This window comes from Brevibacillus sp. DP1.3A (assembly GCF_013284245.2).
GTDB lineage: Bacteria > Bacillota > Bacilli > Brevibacillales > Brevibacillaceae > Brevibacillus.
Genome location: NZ_CP085876.1, coordinates 2539723 through 2560321 on the forward strand (window position 1 = coordinate 2539723; position 20599 = coordinate 2560321).

Annotated in this window: 21 protein-coding genes and 1 other annotated feature; of the genes, 19 read left to right on the plus strand and 2 right to left on the minus strand. The window is 48.3% G+C overall.

Features of this window, described 5'->3' with window-relative positions; all coding sequences use genetic code 11:
- Positions 1 to 2: 2 nt before the first annotated feature.
- The 17 genes from HP399_RS11695 to HP399_RS11775 all read left to right on the plus strand — a co-directional run bounded on the left by HP399_RS11695 (position 3) and on the right by HP399_RS11775 (position 16725).
- Positions 3 to 350, plus strand: coding sequence for a small basic family protein (locus tag HP399_RS11695; protein WP_007717721.1), 348 nt, complete (start codon positions 3 to 5; stop codon positions 348 to 350).
- A gap of 142 nt (positions 351 to 492) precedes the next feature.
- Positions 493 to 1746, plus strand: coding sequence for a cell division protein FtsA (ftsA, locus tag HP399_RS11700; RefSeq protein ID WP_007717723.1), 1254 nt, complete (start codon positions 493 to 495; stop codon positions 1744 to 1746).
- 125 nt (positions 1747 to 1871) lie between these two features.
- On the plus strand, positions 1872 to 3020 hold the full coding sequence (gene ftsZ / locus HP399_RS11705) for a cell division protein FtsZ (RefSeq protein ID WP_087348016.1): 1149 nt from the start codon (positions 1872 to 1874) through the stop codon (positions 3018 to 3020).
- A gap of 235 nt (positions 3021 to 3255) precedes the next feature.
- On the plus strand, positions 3256 to 4218 hold the full coding sequence (gene spoIIGA / locus HP399_RS11710; RefSeq protein WP_173617224.1) for a sigma-E processing peptidase SpoIIGA: 963 nt from the start codon (positions 3256 to 3258) through the stop codon (positions 4216 to 4218).
- Between the two features lie 2 nt (positions 4219 to 4220).
- Positions 4221 to 4943: an RNA polymerase sporulation sigma factor SigE gene (sigE, locus tag HP399_RS11715; protein ID WP_007717727.1), complete on the plus strand. Its 723-nt coding sequence runs from the start codon at positions 4221 to 4223 to the stop codon at positions 4941 to 4943.
- Positions 4944 to 5092: 149 nt separating this feature from the next.
- Complete coding sequence (gene sigG / locus HP399_RS11720; protein ID WP_007717728.1) at positions 5093 to 5872, plus strand: RNA polymerase sporulation sigma factor SigG; 780 nt, start codon at positions 5093 to 5095, stop codon at positions 5870 to 5872.
- 160 nt (positions 5873 to 6032) lie between these two features.
- Positions 6033 to 6311 (plus strand): YlmC/YmxH family sporulation protein, encoded by a 279-nt coding sequence (locus tag HP399_RS11725; protein ID WP_173617225.1) that lies wholly within the window; start codon positions 6033 to 6035, stop codon positions 6309 to 6311.
- Positions 6312 to 6392: 81 nt separating this feature from the next.
- The gene (gene pgeF, locus HP399_RS11730; RefSeq protein ID WP_173617226.1) at positions 6393 to 7223 is read left to right on the plus strand and encodes a peptidoglycan editing factor PgeF; all 831 of its coding nucleotides are present in this window, start codon (positions 6393 to 6395) and stop codon (positions 7221 to 7223) included.
- Between the two features lie 20 nt (positions 7224 to 7243).
- Positions 7244 to 7942 carry a YggS family pyridoxal phosphate-dependent enzyme gene (locus HP399_RS11735; protein WP_173617227.1) on the plus strand — a complete coding sequence of 233 codons (699 nt, stop codon included), beginning with the start codon at positions 7244 to 7246 and terminating at the stop codon, positions 7940 to 7942.
- 42 nt (positions 7943 to 7984) lie between these two features.
- Positions 7985 to 8413 (plus strand): cell division protein SepF, encoded by a 429-nt coding sequence (locus tag HP399_RS11740; protein WP_173605318.1) that lies wholly within the window; start codon positions 7985 to 7987, stop codon positions 8411 to 8413.
- Between the two features lie 31 nt (positions 8414 to 8444).
- Positions 8445 to 8708 (plus strand): YggT family protein, encoded by a 264-nt coding sequence (locus HP399_RS11745; RefSeq protein ID WP_173617228.1) that lies wholly within the window; start codon positions 8445 to 8447, stop codon positions 8706 to 8708.
- A 12-nt stretch (positions 8709 to 8720) separates the two neighbouring features.
- Complete coding sequence (locus HP399_RS11750) at positions 8721 to 9494, plus strand: YlmH family RNA-binding protein (protein ID WP_173617229.1); 774 nt, start codon at positions 8721 to 8723, stop codon at positions 9492 to 9494.
- Positions 9495 to 9594: 100 nt separating this feature from the next.
- Complete coding sequence (locus HP399_RS11755; protein WP_007717747.1) at positions 9595 to 10086, plus strand: DivIVA domain-containing protein; 492 nt, start codon at positions 9595 to 9597, stop codon at positions 10084 to 10086.
- 90 nt (positions 10087 to 10176) lie between these two features.
- Positions 10177 to 10447, plus strand: a binding site (T-box leader).
- A 46-nt stretch (positions 10448 to 10493) separates the two neighbouring features.
- Positions 10494 to 13271, plus strand: a complete 2778-nt coding sequence (ileS, locus tag HP399_RS11760; RefSeq protein WP_173617230.1) for an isoleucine--tRNA ligase — start codon at positions 10494 to 10496, stop codon at positions 13269 to 13271.
- A 153-nt stretch (positions 13272 to 13424) separates the two neighbouring features.
- A complete protein-coding gene (locus HP399_RS11765; protein ID WP_173617231.1) occupies positions 13425 to 14198 on the plus strand; it encodes a TraR/DksA C4-type zinc finger protein in 774 nt (257 codons plus the stop codon).
- On the plus strand, positions 14185 to 15336 hold the full coding sequence (locus HP399_RS11770) for a mandelate racemase/muconate lactonizing enzyme family protein (protein WP_173617507.1): 1152 nt from the start codon (positions 14185 to 14187) through the stop codon (positions 15334 to 15336). The genes HP399_RS11765 and HP399_RS11770 overlap by 14 nt, the downstream gene beginning before the upstream one ends.
- 15 nt (positions 15337 to 15351) lie before the next feature.
- Complete coding sequence (locus HP399_RS11775; protein WP_173617232.1) at positions 15352 to 16725, plus strand: MFS transporter; 1374 nt, start codon at positions 15352 to 15354, stop codon at positions 16723 to 16725.
- Between the two features lie 74 nt (positions 16726 to 16799).
- Here the strand turns inward: HP399_RS11775 and HP399_RS11780 are convergent, their stop codons facing one another.
- Complete coding sequence (locus HP399_RS11780) at positions 16800 to 17273, minus strand: NUDIX domain-containing protein (RefSeq protein WP_173617233.1); 474 nt, start codon at positions 17271 to 17273, stop codon at positions 16800 to 16802.
- Positions 17274 to 17286: 13 nt separating this feature from the next.
- Positions 17287 to 18216, minus strand: a complete 930-nt coding sequence (locus HP399_RS11785) for an NAD(P)/FAD-dependent oxidoreductase (protein ID WP_173617234.1) — start codon at positions 18214 to 18216, stop codon at positions 17287 to 17289.
- Positions 18217 to 18453: 237 nt separating this feature from the next.
- Between HP399_RS11785 and HP399_RS11790 the strand changes: the two genes are divergently transcribed.
- Complete coding sequence (locus HP399_RS11790; RefSeq protein ID WP_173617235.1) at positions 18454 to 19815, plus strand: LCP family glycopolymer transferase; 1362 nt, start codon at positions 18454 to 18456, stop codon at positions 19813 to 19815.
- Between the two features lie 84 nt (positions 19816 to 19899).
- Positions 19900 to 20496, plus strand: coding sequence for an Hsp20/alpha crystallin family protein (locus HP399_RS11795; RefSeq protein WP_173617236.1), 597 nt, complete (start codon positions 19900 to 19902; stop codon positions 20494 to 20496).
- Positions 20497 to 20599 lie beyond the last annotated feature (103 nt).

The window sequence follows — 20599 nt, forward strand, 5'->3', positions numbered from 1 at the left end:
CCATGTGGCTCCCGCTTATCGGACTGATTGTCGGTCTTGTTGTCGGCTTCCTGCTGGATTGGCGTGTGCCCCAGGAGTATAGCAGCTATCTATCAATAGCCCTCTTGGCTGGATTGGATACGATCTTTGGGGGGATTCGTTCGTTTTTAGAACGTACTTTTAACGTTCGTATTTTCATGTCTGGATTCTTTTTCAACACACTTTTTGCAGCAGGCTTGGCCTTCATCGGAGGGTTCTTGGGGATTGATCTGTATTTGGCTGCGATCGTGGCTTTCGGGGTCCGCTTGTTCAACAATCTCGCTGTCATTAGGAGAATTGTTCTATCCAAATGGATCAATCAGCAAGAATAACGCGAAGAAAAATGGGAAGATGGTCATTTTTTTACAAAAAATCAATAAGAAAAAAAGGGAATGGTTGTCCTGTGTGGAATAATTTATGCAGGTGTTCTCACTTTAGCAAGAAAAAAGACGTAGCAGGGGAGGTGTCACAGGTTTGGTAAGCAATGAATTCATCGTCAGCCTAGACATTGGAACATCCAAAGTACGCGTCATGATCGGCGAGATCAACAACGGTTCCATCAACATCATCGGCGTCGGACAATCACACTCAGAAGGTATCAAGAAGGGCGTGATTGTAGACATCGACCAAACCGTGCATGCCATCCGAGAAGCAGTTGATCATGCCGAGCGCATGGTTGGCGTTTCAATCGAAGAAGTGTATGTGGGGATCACTGGAAACCATATCGATCTGCATGAAACCCAAGGGGTTGTCGCTGTATCCAGCGAAGACCGTGAGATACGAGAAGAAGATATTCAACGCGTAATTCAGGCAGCGAAGGTTGTGGCTATTCCTCCAGACCGTGAAATCATCGAGGTAGTCCCAAAGGAGTACATCGTTGATGGACAAGGGAGCATTAAGGACCCACGTGGGATGATTGGTGTCCGACTGGAAATGGAAGGGACCATTGTGACCGGATTGAAAACGGTCGTACATAACATCGTTCGCTGTGCTCAACGAACCAATCTGCGTGTAGCTGGAATATTCTTGCAACCGCTTGCGGCTAGCACTGTTGCTCTATCCAAAGATGACAAAAATATGGGTGTCGTTCTTGTCGACATCGGTGCGGGTTCTACCACGATCGGTGTATTCGAGCAGGGGAAACTGGCAGCGACCACCGTGATCGGCATCGGTGGCGACCACATTACGAGCGATATCTCACTGGGACTGCGCACGCATACAGATGTGGCAGATCGTGTGAAAACCAAGAACGGCTGTGCCCTTATTGACGAAGCATCCGAAGATGTGAAGTTCAAGGTGAACCGGATTGGCAGCGAAGTCGAGAAGCAATTTACGCAAGTGGATTTGGCCAATATTATCGAGCCGCGCGCTGCGGAAATATTCCAATTAGTCGAGGATGCTGTATACAAATTAGGCTACCGCGACGAAATTGCAGGTGGCTATGTTCTTACGGGTGGTACCGTAGCCATGCCGGGCATGTTGGAATTGGCAAAAGAAGAATTGGACGCACCTGTTCGAATTGCGATTCCTGATTACATCGGAGTGCGAGATCCTGCCTACACCACTGGGGTAGGTTTGATTCAATATGCCTTGCAGTTGATGGAGCGCCGCAGCATTCGCGTGACCCCCTCATTCAAGGGCACTCAGAAGCAAACCGTCTCGTCTAAGCCAAAAGAAGGCGGCGGTTTGATGGAAAAAGTAAAAAACTGGTTTAGCGAATTTATTTAATGAAGTTCGCTTACCAAGCTTAACTACAATGACGAAGATGAGGATCGATTCGTTCCATTGTGTTTAGTTGACAGGCTTCTGTAGCCACGAAGTTTTCTTATGTTGAATTGGGGAGGACTAGCAATATGCTGGAATTTGATATGGACTTGGAATCCTTTGCACGAATTAAAGTCATTGGTTGCGGGGGCGGAGGTAGTAACGCAGTAAACCGCATGATCGCAGGTGGAGTAAAGGGTGTAGAATTCATCACCTTGAACACTGACGCGCAAGCACTTCAGCTCTCTAGTGCAGATATCAAGCTGCAAATCGGGGAAAAGCTGACACGTGGACTTGGAGCAGGTGCGAATCCTGAGATCGGTAAAAAAGCGGCGGAAGAAAGCCGTGATTTGATTGAAAACGCTCTGCGTGGAGCTGACATGGTATTCGTAACTGCCGGTATGGGTGGTGGTACGGGTACAGGTGCAGCACCTGTTGTTGCAGAGATCGCCAAAGAAATGGGTGCTCTTACAGTTGGTGTTGTAACCCGTCCATTCTCCTTCGAGGGTCGTAGACGTTCCCAGCACGGTGAGATCGGTATCGCTGCTCTGAAAGAAAAAGTAGACACACTGATCGTGATTCCTAACGACCGTCTGCTGGAAATCGTTGATAAAAATACGCCAATGCTCGAAGCGTTCCGCGAAGTTGACAACGTACTGCGACAAGGTGTTCAAGGTATTTCCGATCTGATTGCGGTACCTGGATTGATCAACTTGGACTTCGCTGACGTGAAGACGATCATGACTGAGCGCGGTTCTGCTCTCATGGGAATCGGTGTAAGCAGCGGCGAAAATCGTGCGGCTGAAGCAGCTCGGCGCGCTATTTCCAGCCCACTGCTCGAGACTGCGATTGATGGTGCACGCGGTGTTCTCATGAACATCACAGGCGGTACGAACCTGAGCTTGTATGAAGTAAACGAAGCAGCTGACATCGTATCTTCTGCATCGGACCCAGATGTAAACATGATTTTCGGTGCGGTAATTAACGAGGATCTGAAAAATGAATTGGTAGTGACCGTGATTGCTACAGGCTTCGAGCATAGTCAACGCGCGGTGGAGGCTCCTCGCCGTCAACAACAGCCGATCAACACGCCTGGCAATCGTCCGACACCAGTTTCCAATACGAATAACAGCCGCGCGAAGGAAGAAGAGGAAGACAAGTCCTTCTTCTCCATGGGCAACCTGGATAATCTGGATATTCCAGCATTCCTGCGCAATCGCCGCCGCAACAAAAACTAAAGCAATAAATGACTGTCAAAAGCCTTGTTCCCGTCAGTGGGGACAAGGCTTTTTTTCGTTGATTGGATGAAAAATGTTAGACAAAAAAACCAAAAAAACACCGTCAAGAATTGACAGACTTTACATACACATTGATATATACTGCTTTTACTGATAGAAGTCGTCCTACTATTTACCATTTTTGCTAGGACACATGCTTGCTGCCAAGTCGGTTAAAAGATGAGGGGGAAAGCAAGTGGTTGTGTATCTTGATATCATTCTACTCCTGAATGTGGCTATTGATACCTTGTTACTCTGGTTTACTGCTTATTTTCGCAAAGAGCGCATGGTGTGGTGGAGAATGATACTTGCCTCTGTGTTTGGCTCCGCGTATCTGGTCTTTTTCTTTTTCCCTGTGTTTTCTCCGATGTATCAATGGTGGGTCAAACTGCTCTTTTCTGTCATCATGCTGTGGATTGCTTTTGGGAACAGGAGGTTGTTGTCCTTTGCGCAAAACTTGATCATTTTTTACTTTGTCGCATTTGTGTTCGGAGGGGGAGTGCTTGGGCTACAGTATTTTTTGGCACCGCAGAGTGAAATTGTGAATGGACTGGTTGTCACGCATAATGATGGGTTTGGCGTTGGGTTCAAGCCAACCCTGGGGATCGTCCTGATCGGTTTTATCCTGATCTTTTTCCTCGGGAAAAAGAGCTACCGCGCAATCCAGGAGCCGAGAAGAATCGAAACCTTTCTCGTCGATGTCGTCGTTACGTTGGCAGGGGAAAAAGTCATTTGCCGTGGACTTGTGGATACAGGAAACCAGCTCCACGAGCCGATTACACGCATACCCGTCATGATTATGGAGAATCGCATGTTCGCACATTTGCTTCCGCCGTCGCTTCTCCGACAAGCCGATGAAAACGGTGGAGTGTGGGAGAAGCTGGACGGATCTTGGGACCAGCTGCCGCTGGAATGGCAGTCTCGGGTACGTTTGATCCCGTATCGCAGCGTGTCAAGAGGTATGGATTTTTTGCTCGCGATCAAACCAGACCATGTGATGGTTGTGCAAGACGGGATTCGTTTTGAAACAGAAAGGGTGTTAATCGGACTTAACCCGATCCCATTGGCCGCTGACGGCAAGTATCAGGCCATCGTGCACCCAGCCATGATGGAATCTTATACAGAGGAATCAACCTTTATTCTCAAACAGGAGGGCTAATCATGTATGTAAAACTTCGCCTACAACTCCAATTGACCTGGTACCGAATCTTGCTCTGGCTTGGTGTACGCGCCGAAGAAGTCTATTATATTGGCGGGAGTGAAGCATTGCCTCCACCGTTGACCAGAGAAGAAGAGGAGCTGCTGCTCGGACGACTGCCTTCTGGTGATCCGGCTGTCCGCGGTATGCTAATTGAACGCAATCTTCGTCTGGTCGTATACATCGCCCGCAAGTTTGAGAATACGGGAATTAATATTGAGGACTTGGTCAGCATTGGCACCATTGGCTTGATTAAGGCAGTGAACACCTTTGATCCAGACAAGAACATCAAGCTGGCAACGTATGCATCTCGTTGTATCGAAAACGAAATCCTCATGTATCTTCGCCGCAATAATAAAATTCGTTCAGAGGTATCTTTTGATGAACCGCTTAACATTGATTGGGATGGCAATGAGCTGTTGCTCTCAGATGTTTTGGGTACGGAGAATGACACGATCTATAAAAACATCGAGGACCAAGTGGATCGAAAGCTTCTGAAAAAAGCACTGGATAAGCTATCTGACCGCGAGAGAATTATCATGGAGCTGCGCTTCGGCTTAGCGGGAGAAGAGGAAAAGACACAGAAGGATGTAGCGGATTTGTTGGGTATCTCACAGTCGTATATTTCGCGTTTGGAAAAGCGAATTATAAAACGGTTACGAAAAGAATTCAACAAGATGGTCTAACGCATATTTTCCCAGCTTGGGGGGATACTGTTCCTAAACCGAAACAGATGGTGGTTTTTGCCACCTTCTTGGTCGGCTACGCGTCAGTTACGCGGCCTTTCAAGACAACCGGGTTAGGGACTTTTTTCTTGCTTCGAGGAGGGAAAGACGTGACGCGCAATAAGGTAGAGATATGCGGGGTAGATACCTCCAAGCTTCCGGTGTTAACAAACAAAGAGATGCGAGAATTGTTTGAGCGCCTGCAAAGTGGGGAGCTTGCTGCCCGCGAGAAGCTGGTCAACGGCAACTTGCGACTGGTGCTTAGCGTAATCCAACGGTTCAACAATCGCGGAGAGTTCGTGGATGACTTGTTTCAAGTGGGCTGCATCGGATTGATGAAAGCGATCGACAACTTTGATCTCGGACAAAACGTGAAGTTTTCCACGTATGCCGTACCGATGATCATCGGAGAAATTCGACGCTATTTACGGGACAACAATCCGATTCGCGTTTCCCGCTCTTTGCGAGACATCGCGTACAAGGCCTTGCAGGTGCGTGACAATCTGACCAACAAACATTCGCGAGAGCCTACCATTATCGAGATTTCTCAGGAATTGAACGTAGCCAAAGAAGACGTCGTGTTTGCACTCGATGCGATCCAAGATCCGGTTTCATTGTTTGAACCGATTTATCAGGATGGCGGCGATCCGATTTACGTCATGGATCAGATTAGTGACGAGAAGAACAAAGACGTCACGTGGGTAGAGGAAATTGCGCTTCGTGAGGGAATGCAGCGACTAGGTGACCGAGAAAAAATGATATTATCCATGCGCTTTTACGAAGGAAAAACGCAGATGGAAGTAGCAGAGGAAATCGGAATCTCACAAGCACAGGTCTCTCGGTTAGAAAAAGCGGCAATTGCCCATATGCAAAAGCACGTTCAATCGTAAGGAGAAACCAAATAGGCGACCCGGCGGTCTTGTACCGTTCGGGTTTTTTGTACGAGTCGAAAAGTTAGTTTTCAATCTCCTTACTTTTTGCCAAAGAAGCGGACATATTCCTCATTGGACTCATATACTGAAAGTAACGGAGAAAAGAAGGTGAGGAAGAATGGTAAAAATCTCTGACTTCCAGACCAAAGAAGTGGTAAATATTCTCGATGGGAAGCGGCTTGGGCAAGTTTCAGATTTGGAGATCGATCTGCGTCACGGTCGTGTAGAGGCTATCGTTGTACCGGGACCAGGCAAGTTTCTCGGCTTCTTTTCTGCCGGGAACGATTATGTCATACCCTGGCGCAATATTGTGAAGATCGGGAAAGATGTGGTGCTTGTCCGGATGGAAGAAGCACTTAAAGTTGAAGTAAAAACTTCTGGTGGAGATGAATACTAACGCGTAAAGGGAGAAAGGCACGGATAGCCTTTCTTTTCTTTTCGGCTATGGTATGATTAGCCATATGAGGAAGGTGACAACATGAGAGAGCCATTTGTCAGGGTAGAGGATAAGTCAATCTTATCGTTAACAGAGTGGGAGCAACAATTTCCTGGATTAGTGGCGGGGTTTACCATTCGCTCAGGCGGGGAAAGTGAACAACCGTACGGGTCTTTTAATATGGGGCTACATGTGGGTGATGAATCTGCGAACGTAGTAGCCAATAGACGCAAGCTGGCAGAACAAGTAGGGATGTCTTTTACGGAGTGGACATGCGCCGATCAAGTGCACGGGAATCGGGTATGCCAGGTCACAGCAGGCGGTGCGGGTAAAGAAAGTCTGGAGGACGTCATATCTGCAACGGATGGTTTGTTTACCCTTGAAAAAGGAGTCATGCTGACCTCGTTTTATGCAGATTGTGTTCCCCTCTATTTTCTGGATACCCAATCGGGAGCAATCGGACTTGCTCACGCAGGCTGGAAGGGGACAGTGGGCCGTATTGCCGAGGAAATGGTGAAGGCCATGACGAAGCAATATCAGGCAAAGCCAGAGGACATTCGCGTCGCAATTGGCCCATCCATTGGCGGCTGTTGCTATGAAGTAGATGAGCGAATCATGACGCAGGTACGCACTTGTGCAGCCGATTGGGAAAAAGCAGTCATCTCCTCCACAGGGGAGCGGTACATGCTGGACCTTCGTCAGCTAAACACAGAGATATTGCTCGAAGCAGGAATTTCTTCAAGGAATATTTTATCCACAGATTGGTGTACAAGCTGCAGAACAGACTTGTTTTTCTCTCATCGCAAGGAAGCTGGGATACAAGGGACTACTGGACGCATGGCTTCCTATATCGGCTGGAAGGAAAACCTGTAGAAGAAAGGGAAGGGTTCGTTATGACCAAGGAACAAGAATTGTTAAAAGAACGACTGCAATCCATCGAAGCAAGAATTCAGGCTGCTTGCGATCGGGCGAACCGCAAACGTGAGGAAGTAAAAATTATTGCCGTGACCAAGTATGTCGACGCAGATGCCATTGGGGACTTGCTCGCGGTAGGCGTAGAGAATATCGGGGAAAATCGCGTGCAGGATGCCCTGCCCAAGCACCAGCTTCATGGCGATAAAGGAATCTGGCATTTTATCGGGCACCTCCAGACGAACAAGGCAAAAGAAGTTGTAGGACGATTCCCGTACATCCATTCTCTGGACCGACTTTCTTTGGCACAAGAGCTGAATCGACGCGGTGAAACGTTGGATCATGTCGTAAAATGCTTTTTGCAGATCAATATATCCGGCGAAGAGACAAAATTTGGGCTTAGTCCCAATGACGTATTGGCTTTTTTGCGCGAAACCAGTAATATGAAACATATAAGTATCGTCGGATTAATGACGATGGCGCCTGTTGTCGAAAACCAAGAGGAAGCCAGGAAGGTGTTCCGTGGCCTCTATGAGTGGAAGCAACGGATTAACGAAATGGCATTCCCACACGCCCAGGTGGAAGAGCTGTCCATGGGCATGTCTAGTGATTTTGAAGTTGCCATTGAAGAGGGAGCTACATATATTCGTTTGGGATCGGTATTGGTCAAGCCGGAGTAAAGGAAAACAGACCAAACCACGGAGTAAGAGAGGAGGAAGAGTATGGGTGTTATGAATAAATTGATGGGGTTTCTGGGGTTAGAAAACGAGGAATACATCGAAGAGACAACAACGGTGGAAGAGGAAAGAGAAGAGCAAGAGTCCTCGCACAAACGCCAGCCAGCGATCGGCCGAACTAACAACGTGGTACCGTTTCAAGCACGGGAAAAGGAGGGAATCCGTTTGATTCTCTGTGAACCCCGTCATTACAGTGATGCACAGGATATCGCAGACAACCTGCGTCATCGTAGACCGGTTGTGGTCAACCTCCATCGTGTGGAAAAAGACCAAGCTAAAAGAATTATCGACTTTTTGAGCGGGACGGTCTACGCATTAAACGGCGATATCCAAAAGGTCGGAGACACGATTTTCGTGTGCACGCCTGATCATGTGGATATTCAGGGTACGATTTCAAGTGTGTTGGAAGAGTAGCCAATTAAGACGAAATTAAAAGGGTGAGCAAATGATTGCTGTCTTTTCGGTTTTAAATTTTGCTTTTACGGTATATCAATACATGATTATTGCTTACATTTTGATGTCATGGGTTCCTCAAATGAGAGGTACAGGCATCGGACAGTTACTGGAAAAACTGGTTGAGCCTTATTTGGCTCCATTTCGCCGGTTTATCCCACCGCTCGGCTTCATCGATATCTCCCCCATTGTCGCATTGATTGCACTGCGCTTTGCCCAATCTGGCCTGTTCGCCATTTTGCAACAAATCATGTAGGCGAGTGAAACGATGAGCATATTTGACCATTTTTCAAAAGAAGAACGTCCCTTTGTTGAACGGGCGCTGGAAATGCTGACGCAAGTAGAGCGGACGCAGGCCATGCGCCTTACTGATTTTGTAGACCCGAGGCAATTGATGATTTTTGAGAGTCTATCTTCACAAGTAAGAGATGTGAAGGTTTCTCCTTATGGAGGCTACGAGGGTGCTGAGCGTGTTCGGATTATCATCCATCCGGAGTACCTCCCTGTTGAGCCTGAGGATTATCGCCTTACCTTATTGGCAATCAAGGCTGATCAGCGCTTTCATGTGCTAGAGCATCGAGATGTGATGGGGGCGATGCTGGGCGTCGGGATGAAGCGGGAGAAATTCGGAGATATGCTGACAGATTCAGCTGGCAGTTACGCAATTGTAGCAGAGGAAGTCGCTGATTTTGTTTGTGCGCAGGTGACACAAATTCATCGGACATCTGTTCAATTTGAGCGGGTAGCATGGGAGGCGTTTACACCGCCTGCACCCAAGTTTGTAGAGAAAACACTCACCGTTCCATCACCGCGAATTGACGCGATCATTGGAGAAGTACACAATATGTCTCGCGCAAAAGCACTGGTGCCAATTCGAGCGGGAAAAGTAAAAATCAACTGGAAAGTAATCGAAGACCCATCTTATCAACTCCAGATGGGAGACATGGTATCTCTTGCAGGCTATGGTCGGTTCAAAATTCTTGAGGTAGCAGGTCCAACACGCAGTGGAAGACTTCGCATGATTGTCGGACTGGTTACATAAGATGGACCAAGGCTCAAAAATTTGTAAAATACGGCAGGAAACACAGCTAATTCTGTCGAAATGATTGAAGACGAATTATCGGGAAAAGTGGGGGGTTCATGTGCCATTAACGCCGTTGGATATACACAATAAGGAATTCAGCACAGGCTTTCGTGGGTATAACATTGACGAAGTGAATGAATTTCTCGATCAGGTGATCAAAGATTTTGAGCTCTTGATAAAAGAGAAAAAAGAACAGGAAGAGCGCGTAGCCATTCTGAATGAGCGCGTAGATTACTATAAGAGCTTGGAAGAAAATTTGAGCAAGTCGATTCTGGTGGCGCAGGAGACAGCGGAGGACGTGAAGTCGAATGCGCGCAAAGAAGCGCAGCTCATCTTAAAAGAAGCCGAGAAAAATGCAGACCGAATTGTCAATGAAGCACTGGCGAAGTCGCGCAAAATCGCGATCGAAATCGAAGAATTAAAAAAACGTGCTTCGGTTTACCGCATGCGCTTTCGGACGCTTTTGGAAGCACAGCTCGAGATGCTGGAGAATGGCGATTGGGATAGCATTGAACAGCCACAAGTTGATTCGCCTGTAACAGTTGAATAAATCATTGACGTTCGAGCAATGATGGTATTATAATGAAAGACAACTTTTTCGAAATAAAGCACTTATAGTAGTTGAACAGGCTTATACAAATCATAGACGATGAACGGGAAGAGTACGTGAGCCAGCACTGCCTAGAGAGTCGGGAAAAGGTGAAAACCCGGCCAGTTGCTTTCGCAGAAAATCACCCGGGAGTTCAATATCCGAAAACCCAGAAAAACCTTGATGGTGAAACAGGTGAGTAAGTGAGCGCGTCATTCCCGTTACGAATGAGTGAAGTGGAACAATTCCGATGCAGGCTTTTTTTGTCGTACGGGTTTGTTCAATCAGGGTGGTACCACGGGAGCTTTCTCTCGTCCCTTTTATGGGATGAGTGAAAGCTTTTATTTATTTAAGGAGTGAATCAGGCCATGGATTACAGCAAAACCTTAGCGCTACCAAAAACAGATTTCCCCATGCGCGGAAATTTGCCAAGCCGCGAGCCACAAATGCAAGCGGCATGGGAAGAGCAAAATATTTATCAACAAGTGTTAGATCGTACAAAAGACCGCCCGTCTTTTGTCTTGCATGATGGCCCTCCGTATGCGAATGGAGACATCCATATCGGTCACGCACTGAACAAAATCCTCAAGGACTTCATCGTTCGCTACAAATCCATGGCAGGTTTTTATGCGCCGTACATCCCAGGCTGGGATACACATGGTTTGCCAATTGAGCAAGCGATTATCAATGCACAAGGGCTGGATCGCCGCAGCATTGAAGTGAACGATTTCCGCCAGCGCTGTGAAGAGTATGCTTGGTCCTACATCGACAAGCAACGCGACCAATTCAAGCGTCTGGGCGTTCGTGGAGATTGGGAAAACCCTTATGTGACACTCTTGCCTGAGTATGAAGCCAACCAAATTCGCGTATTCGGCGAAATGGCGAAAAAGGGTTATATTTACAAAGGTCTGCGCTGCGTGTACTGGTCTCCGTCTTCTGAGACTGCTTTGGCTGACGCAGAAATCGAATACAAAGACAAGCGCTCTCCTTCTATTTACGTCAGCTTCCAGGTAGCAGATGGAAAAGGCAAGCTGGACACAGAAACAGGCGTTGTTATCTGGACAACGACTCCGTGGACATTGCCAGCAAACCTTGCGATCAGCCTGCACCCTGAACTCGAGTACAACGTAGTGAAGGTAGATGGCCGCAAATTCCTGGTAGCCAACGGTCTGATTGAAGCTGCGAGCAAAGAAATTGGCTGGGAAGGCGTAGAGATTCTCGCGACCTTTAAAGGTCAAGATCTGGAAGGCGTAGAAACTCAGCATCCGTTCTATGATCGCAAGTCTCCACTCATCCTGGGTGAGCATGTAACCTTGGATGCAGGTACTGGTTGCGTTCATACTGCTCCAGGACACGGGGAAGATGACTTTACCGTTGGTCAAAAATACAATCTGGGTGTCCTTTGCCCAGTAGATCACGAAGGTAAAATGACCAATGAGGCACCAGGCTTTGAAGGTCTGTTCTACGAAGATGCCAACAAAGTGATTACAGAAAAGCTGAAAGAAAACGGAGCACTCTTGAAGCTCAATTTCTTCACGCACTCTTACCCACATGACTGGCGTACGAAAAAACCGGTTATCTATCGCGCGACAGAGCAATGGTTCGCATCTATCGACGGATTCCGTGCGCAAATGCTCGAAGCGATTAAAAATGTAAAATGGATTCCGCATTGGGGAGAAACTCGTCTGGCAAACATGATTGCGGATCGTGGCGACTGGTGCATTTCCCGTCAGCGTGTATGGGGTGTACCGATTCCAATCTTCTATTGCAAATCGTGTAACGAACCGATCATTAACGACACGACGATCAACCATGTTGCTGATCTGTTCCGTAAAGAAGGATCGAAAGTATGGTTCTCCCGTGAAGCAAATGAGCTCATTCCAGAAGGGCTTTCTTGCACCAAATGCGATTGCAAGGATTTCCGCAAAGAAACGGATATTATGGACGTTTGGTTCGACTCCGGTTCCAGCCACCAGGCTGTTTTGCGCGAAAGAGGCATTGCTTGGCCAGCTGACATGTACTTAGAAGGCTCTGACCAGTATCGTGGTTGGTTCAACTCTTCTCTCTCGACGGGTGTTGCTGTGTATGGCACAGCTCCTTACAAATCCGTCCTGAGCCACGGCTTTGCTTTGGATGGAGAAGGACGCAAAATGTCCAAATCCCTCGGTAACGTCATCGTGCCTCAACAAGTTATTGACAAGATGGGCGCAGATATCTTGCGTCTGTGGGTAGCTTCTGTTGATTATCAGGCTGATGTACGAATTTCCGATGCGATTCTGAATCAGATCGCTGAGGTGTACCGCAAAATCCGCAATACGTTCCGCTTCCTGTTGGGTAACCTGGATGGATTTAATCCAGCAACAGACCGCGTAGCGTACGAAGAGCTGGGAGAGCTTGACCGTTATGTTCTGGCGAAAGCAGCAAAAGTAGCGAAGCGTACACGCAAAGCGTACGATGAATATCAGTTCCATACCGTTTTCCATGCCGTTCACAACTTCTGCGTTATTGATTTGTCCGCGTTCTATCTGGACATTTGCAAGGATCGCCTGTATGTAGAGGCGCCAGATAGTTTGAAACGACGCGCTGCACAGACAGTGATGTACGATTGCTTGATCAGTCTGGTGAAGCTGGTTGCTCCACTGTTGCCGCATACAGCCGATGAGGTGTGGGCGTTCATTCCAGGCGTGGAAGAGAAGAGTGTGCAGTTGACGGATATGCCAGAAGGCGACGAACAACATCTCAGCTTTGCAGCAGAAGCAGAGAGCAAATGGGATGCGTTCTTGGCGATCCGAGACGAGGTTCTCAAAGCCATGGAAGAAGCGCGCCGCAACAAGGTGTTCGGTAACTCCGTTGATGCGAAGCTGGCTCTGTACCCACAAACGGAAGAAGTTGCGAAAACATTGGCAGCAATGGACGATCTGGCTGACCTGTTCATCGTGGCTCACGTGGACGTACACAGCGGTTCTGCTCCGGCAGAAGCGGTACAACTCGAAGGAATTGCTGCTGTGGTCTCTGCCGCAGACGGTGGAAAATGCGAGCGTTGCCGCGTAGTGAAACCGGATGTTGGCACTCGCGAGTCGCACGCGTCGCTCTGCGTACGTTGCGCAGATATCGTAGAACAAAACTACGCACATGTAGCAGAATAAAAATCGGTTGATTAACCTGTCGTTCCCTTTGGGGATGGCAGGTTTTTTGCTGTGATAGGCCACATGCGAACCAACAAAACGATCATGGCCGTTTTGTTGGTCATATTTCCTACGGGACCAAGACATACTACCTGTTGAGGAAACCAAACAAAGGTGGTGTACAGCGTGGACCAAAAGAGAGTGGCCAGCTTCCGGGAAAAGCTGCTGGAACAGAAAAAAGAACTGGAAGACCGCGTACAGGACCATTATGGCATGAGAGAACCGATGACAACCTCTTTGCAGGAGTTTGCCATGTACGATAATCATCCGGCAGATATCGGCAGTGAGATGTTTGAACGGGAAAAAGATTTGGCCCTAGACAGTCTCGATCGTGAGACATTAAAAGAGATTGATCAGGCGCTACTGCGCATGGAGGAAGGCACCTACGGCCTGTGTACGGTCTGTGGAGAGCAAATACCTGTGGAGCGACTGGAAGCACTACCTCAGGCACAAACGTGCAAGGAGCATGCACCAGCGCCGTCAATCAACGAGTCGCGTCCGATCGAGGAACAGTTTTTGCAGCCGCCGTTCGGACGTACATCTCTGGATGAAAAAGAAGGCCAGAACGGATTCGACGGTGAGGATGCTTGGCAAATTGTCGAGTCATGGGGGACATCCAGCACGCCTTTCTCCTACCAGGAACCCGACAAAACGGATTACGACGAAATGTATATCGAGAGCAATGAGCCGGATGGCTTTGTAGAAGCCGTAGAGGAAATCGGTTATACCGATATTGAGGGCTATCACGGACCGGACAGTGTGCATTTTATGAGAAGCGGGACGTATGAGGAGTACATGAGAAAAGGAGAAGGGAAAGGAAACTTGCTCTCCTATGACGATTACGAAGGAGAGCAAGCAGAACGAGAGGGATTGGATGACTACTCATGAGCAGATAGCGGTCATTGACCTGCAAATTGAGCGAGTGGAAACGTATCCGCTACTTCATCGGCTATCGCAAGCTTACGGCGATGCGAATGGGTATAAGCGTTATCGAACCAGTTATCTCATTCGGATTATCACAAGGGCAGGAATAGATGGCTGGGGAGAAATTATCGACTGGCTGCCGACGCTCCATAAGGGCTTTTGTGAGCGCATCATTCCGTACTTGCTGGGTAAGCAGGTGGACAACAGAGTAGCCATTGTCGATGTCATAGGAAAGTGGCATCAGCGATCGGCTTCAGGTGTCAGTATGGCACTTACGGAAATTTTGGCAAAAGCGGCGGGGCTATCTGTGGGTCAACTGTGGGGAGGCCAGATACATTCGGGCATCCCGGTATATGCCTCCCTCCAATCCTACCGTGAAACAGAAGACTGGATGCAGCAGTCATGGAAGCAAGTCAGCCAGCAAGTCGACGACGGCTTCAAGATGGTGAAAGTAAAGATTGGAGGGCGCTCTGTTCAAGAGGATCAGACGCACATCGAAAAACTGATGAATTTGCTTCCTGAACAAGTTCAAGTAGCGGTAGATGCCAATCAGAGCTACGACTGTGTGACTGCAAGGAAGTGGGAGGGGCTTTTTTCCCGTTATGGCAATTGGCTTTGGCTGGAGGAGCCGATGCCCATGGATCGTACAAACGAGTATATCAAGCTTCGTTCGGCATTATCCATCCCGCTTGCTGGTGGAGAAAACTTGATTCGCTGCGCACAGTTTTTGCCCTTGTATGAGGGGGGCGCTATCGATATTGCTCAGCCTGACCTGATGCATACGGGGGGCATTGACGATTATCGAACGCATCTTCAAATGGCCCGTCAGTTTGGCTATCGCGTGTCTCCACATTCCTTTGACGGATCACTGGCACGATTGTATACGTTATTTGCACAAGCGTGCTTGCTGGCATGGACCAAGATGGATAGCCATCCGATTGAGCCTGTCGAATGGGATGTCATGGAGAACCCGTTTTCACAATTGTTTCCGCTGCGACCCATAAATGGCGAAGTGACGCTTCCTACTGGCGTGGGAATAGGCGTTGAACCTGACTGGGAGATTATTAACGCGTCGCGCTGGGACGGTAGCGCTTATGCGTAAGACAAGGAGTTTCGTATGGCACAAAATGCGAAAAACCTGATTGGGCTTGTCGGGGTTCCATTAGTGATGGTGCTGGGCAACTCGATGCTGATCCCTGTACTGCCTACAATGAAAACAGAAATGAAGCTCACCGCCTTACAGACGAGCTTGTTGATCACTGCTTTTTCGATTGCAGCAGGTATTGTTATCCCTTTTGCCGGCTATTTGTCAGATCGATTTGGGAGAAAAATTGTCATTATCAGCTCCCTTGCCTTGTACGGTATTGGTGGTTTGGTCGCAGGGCTTGCCGCGTTGTGGATAGATCAACCTTATATGGCTATCATGGGAGGGCGAGTCTTGCAGGGGATCGGGGCTGCCGGGACAGCGCCCATCGCAATGGCATTGGTAGGGGATCTGTTCGATGGCGCTTCGGAGAGTAGGGCATTGGGGCTGTTGGAGACATCAAACGGGATGGGAAAAGTATTAAGTCCGATTTTTGGCTCCTTGCTTGCTCTCATTTCTTGGTACATGGTCTTTTTAGCTTTTCCGATTATTTGCGGTGTCGTCCTCCTGATGTTTTTATTTCTGACTAAGGAAAAGAAACAGGATAAGAAGCTACTCCCTGTCAAGCAGTACATGCATTCGATCGCGCAAGTGTTTAAGCAGCATGGAAAATGGCTTGTCCCCGCGTTTTTTATTGGGAGCATCTGCCTGTTCACGTTGTTTGGTGTACTGTTTTACCTGTCTGATTTATTGGAAGAAAAATACAAGATTGATGGTGTCATCAAAGGCTTCTTTTTGGCGATTCCCTTGCTCGTGATGAGTATCGCGGCATATGTGACAGGAGTCATTATCAAAAAGAAGCTGAAGCTGATGCGTCTGTTTGTGATTATCGGCATGTTTTTGCTGGCTACGTCTTACATTCTGGCCAGCTTTGTCAAAGGGGCTTATGTCCTGATTGGCATTTTGGTCATCGGCAGCGCGGGGACGGGAATGATTTTACCGTGCTTGAACTCCATGATCGTTGGGGCCGTACAAAAAACAGAGCGAGGCATGATTACTTCTTTGTATAGTGGTGTACGTTTTATCGGTGTTGCGATCGGCCCACCTATTTTTACCTGGTTGCTCGGGATTTCTCGGACGGTCATGTTTCTATCAATCGCATGTTTATCGCTCGTTTTCGCTGTGCTAGCGATCTTTTTCTTGAAGCCCAAGCAGGTCGAGCAGCCAGGACAAGGGACAAAAGACAGCGAGACGAATGGGTGGCGGCAAATATCAGAGGTACTGGGAATTGAACCAGAAACGGTGCACGAGGTACAACGAGAGAGAGCCATCGAAAAGTATGGCTTTGATCCAAATGAGCTCGTCAAGCGTGTGTTGTCGGGAAAGAAGGAAAAGGAAAAACAATAAACAGGCTGTCTCTGTCGGTCAGTCTCACCGAATACAAAGCCGGGGAGCGACAGGGACGAGCCTGTTTATGATGGCTAGGACTCCGCAAAGGGATGACGTAAAGCTCGTTCGAGTGCGAGCGGGTACACATCATCTTGCAGAATACGACTAAACTCCTGATTGCCTTTTACATCTCGCGGGATATCCGCAAACACAATGGTGGCGAGCACGTCTGAGCCACTTGGCTGGTTTGTATAATGCGCTACCTTTGCGGTATAAATGTCTTTTCGCATCGAGTCGTCGATGGTGTACTGTCCGATGCGCTCAATCCCTTCCAGAATGGCGCCGGTTTCTTCATAGACCTCACGAACTGCTGCCGCCAGGCTGTTTTCACCCGCTTCTACTTTTCCCCCTGGTAGCTCCACACCGCGTGTACGATGGCGAGTAAATAACAGCTTTCCCTGATAAAAAGCGAAGATCAGCACGTGACCTGCTTGGTGGTTACGATACTCTTCGGGAGAAAAGGTTAGCTGGACAGGTAAGCCGAAATCGTCGTAAAAAGCGTACATGCAAAGCGCTCCTCTACAGGCTCATTGATCTATTGTTTTGAATTTGCAAGGAAATATGCTTGACTGCCTTCATCGCTTGACCAGCTGCCAGTGCCAAACTCGCATAAGCGGCTCCGTTGCTCACATCTCCGACTGCGTATATCCATGGAGAGTTGACTCGTTGATAGGAATCCGTTTGCAAATAGTCATCGCCAAACGTGTCCAAACCTTCGAGACCCACTGTGTTTCCATGAACACCAATTCGTGGCAGAATCCAATCGACTACGATCGTCTCTGGATTGCCTGCGCGCGTAGAGGTGAGTGTCAGAACCGTCCGTGCCTCTTCGTCCTGATAGTCAGTTACTTGTGTTTCCCACAGGACTTGGATGTTGGGGAGGCCTGTGATTTTCTTTTGCCATTCGGGACGAGCACGCCACTCACTGCTCCGAACCAACAGATAAACTTGTCGGGCATGAAAGCTCAAATTTGCTGCACTCTCCAATGCGCGATCTCCTCCGCCGATAACGGCGATATCTTGCCCGGCGATGGTGTGGGCTTGGGCTGTTGTAGAAAACCAAGGCGACAGGACACTTGGACAATCAGCTAGGGCCGGTATTTCATTCCAGCCAACTCCTGTGGCGATGAGTAGATAGTCGACACGATAAACGGATTTCGAAGTCATTACCTGTTTCGTTTCCCGATCAATGGAAAGAATGGCTTCGTTCAATCGTATGTTTGGCTGCTGGATGAAAGGATGGGCGATCAGTACCTTTACAAGGGCAGCTCCCTGGTCATATACAAGGGGTGGAAAGTCGGTAATCTCGTTGTAAATGTGATGCAATTGGCCGCCGAGTCTATCCGTTTTTTCGATAAGAAGACAAGAAAGACCTAATCGTTGGCACCATATTGCTGCGGACAACCCTGCGATGCCGCCACCTGCGATCAGCACCTGTATGTGTTCCACTCTCAAGTCCCTCCGATTCCCTTATTCATCTATCTGATTTTCCTCAGTTTTAGACTACCTTTTTCGATTCGTAAGTGCAAGAACTCTCAGGGAAAACCGATCGAGTTGAATCGGCAGGATTCTACATTTTGACGGGATATTGTGGTAAAATGGGACGAAAGTTTTACAGAATATATTGAAAAATGAAAAGCCCAAAGCACTATGGACCCTGTGATTTTAAAAAGGAGTGAACCGAACGTGCAAGCCAAGAATGACAAGCCTCAAGCTCCTGCAAAACAGCCGCGTAAACGGATCAAGCGTGGCCAGCGAAGCAAGCGGATGTATCTGCTCTTGGCGGGTTGCTTATTCCTCTGTTTGTTGGCCGTAGGAGCAGGCTTCGCCCTCAACCAGTTAGACAAGACACTGGACATCGTAACGCAAGACCCTTACAAGTTACCGGATCAACCTGTGGTGGAGAAGCTGTACGAACAAAAGAAATCAATCGCCTTCGCCATCGTCGGGGTGGATACGCGCAAAAACATCGGTATGTTAAACACGGATGTTCTGGTCGTAGCCGTCGCTAATCCGGTTACGCAAAAGCTGAGCATGGTATCGTTGCCCCGTGATACCCGCGTTCAAATCCCAGGATATCCAGGCTTTCACAAGGTCAATGAAGTATTTGCATTAGGGGAAAATATCAGGAAAGATGCGGAAATCAAAGGAAAGCCTGTTACAGAAAATGGCATGACGATGCTCAAGAAAACATTGAATCACATGCTGGGGATCTCGGTTGAGCATTATGTGCAGCTTGACTTTGAGGGCTTCACAGCGGTCATTGACAAGCTGGGCGGGATTACGGTTGATGTAGATCGCGATCTCGTATACGAACTGCCGAAGCAAGGTGTATACCGTAATTTGAAAAAAGGGAAACAAGTATTGAACGGAGAGCAGGCACTCGGCTTCGTCCGTCATCGCATCGACAGACGTGGAGACGCTTACAACTCGAGCGACTTCGATCGCAACCGCAGACAGCAGCAGGTGATTCGTGCTGTTGCAGAAAAGAGCATGTCCTTGGATGGATTATCGAGTTTGACAGCCGTACTGGATACCGTTGGTCAGCATATTAAAACCGATCTGTCGACAGACCAAATAAAAGGATTGGCCCTTGATTTTGCCAGCTTTTCGTCAAGCAACATGGTTACTTTGGATAATGGGGCGATCTGGAGCTCTCCTTATTCCTTGTGGCCGAGGGAGAACATGCAAGCTGTTCGAACTGCCCTGCAAACAGAAGTGGGTGTAGCTGGAGCGAGCGAACAGCTCAGTGATGCAGCTGTAGCGGAAGTAGCCAAGGTCGAAATGAAAGCAGAGAAGAGAGCACCAGCTCCGAAGCCCAAGCCCACGACAGGTACGAAAGAGCAGCCAAAAACACAAAAACCAGCTACACCATCACCAAATCCGGCCCCAGAATCAACACAGGAGCCTGTAACACCGCCGACTGTACCAGATGGAAATGGCGGCGAATCCAATCCTGAGCCGACGGATAGTAACATGCCACCACCAGATATTTTGGCTCCGCCTGCACCAGCGACAGATAGTGCTGATGTAGGGCAAACTGGATGATCTTGAACACACCCCCCAGGCAACAGTACATATTCTATCGTACAAAGACAGTCGTGCCTTTGCTGGGGAGGGAGTGCGGAAGCGATGAAAAACCTGCAAGAGACCATGAAGCAGTTACAAAAAGCATCCGAAAGTTTGTCCAAGCTCGGCTTTGACCCAGATCATCCGTGGAAAGCATTGAGCCAGATGGGGCAGGTGCTGGATACGAATTTTTGGGAGAATATCGCGACGCTCAATAAGCAAGCAGCACAAAAGACGGCCACCGCCGCAGCGCCAAATGCACCACCCGTGAAAAAGGGGAAAAAAAAGACGAAGGAAAAACCGATGCGTTTCGTGCAGGTAGACGATTCGCATTTTTCCCCAGCCTCGGATATTTACCAATCAGAGCAAATGGTCATCGTTTCCTGTGAACTGCCGGGCTTCGATCGCGATAGTTTGGAGATTACCCTCTCCGACCAACGGTTGCTTGAGGTCAAAGGGAACTTCAAAGAAAGTGAGCATCAGGGACTTCGTACACAAGGGGAAAGGAGCTACGGCCCCTTTTATCGAAAGCTGGCTTTACCGGTTTCCGTTAGTTCAAAAGGGATGAAGGCCCAGTATCAAGACGGGGTGTTAGAAATCTATTTGATGCGTGATGGAGCTGCGAACGAACGAAGAACAACATTTAAAGCGAGTTTGTAAAAACAGGTGGTAGTGGAGAAATCAAAAAAGAACCTGAGTATTCCTACCAGGTTCTTTTTTATTGCACATAAACAGAGGCGATGATATAATCAGCTCACGACTG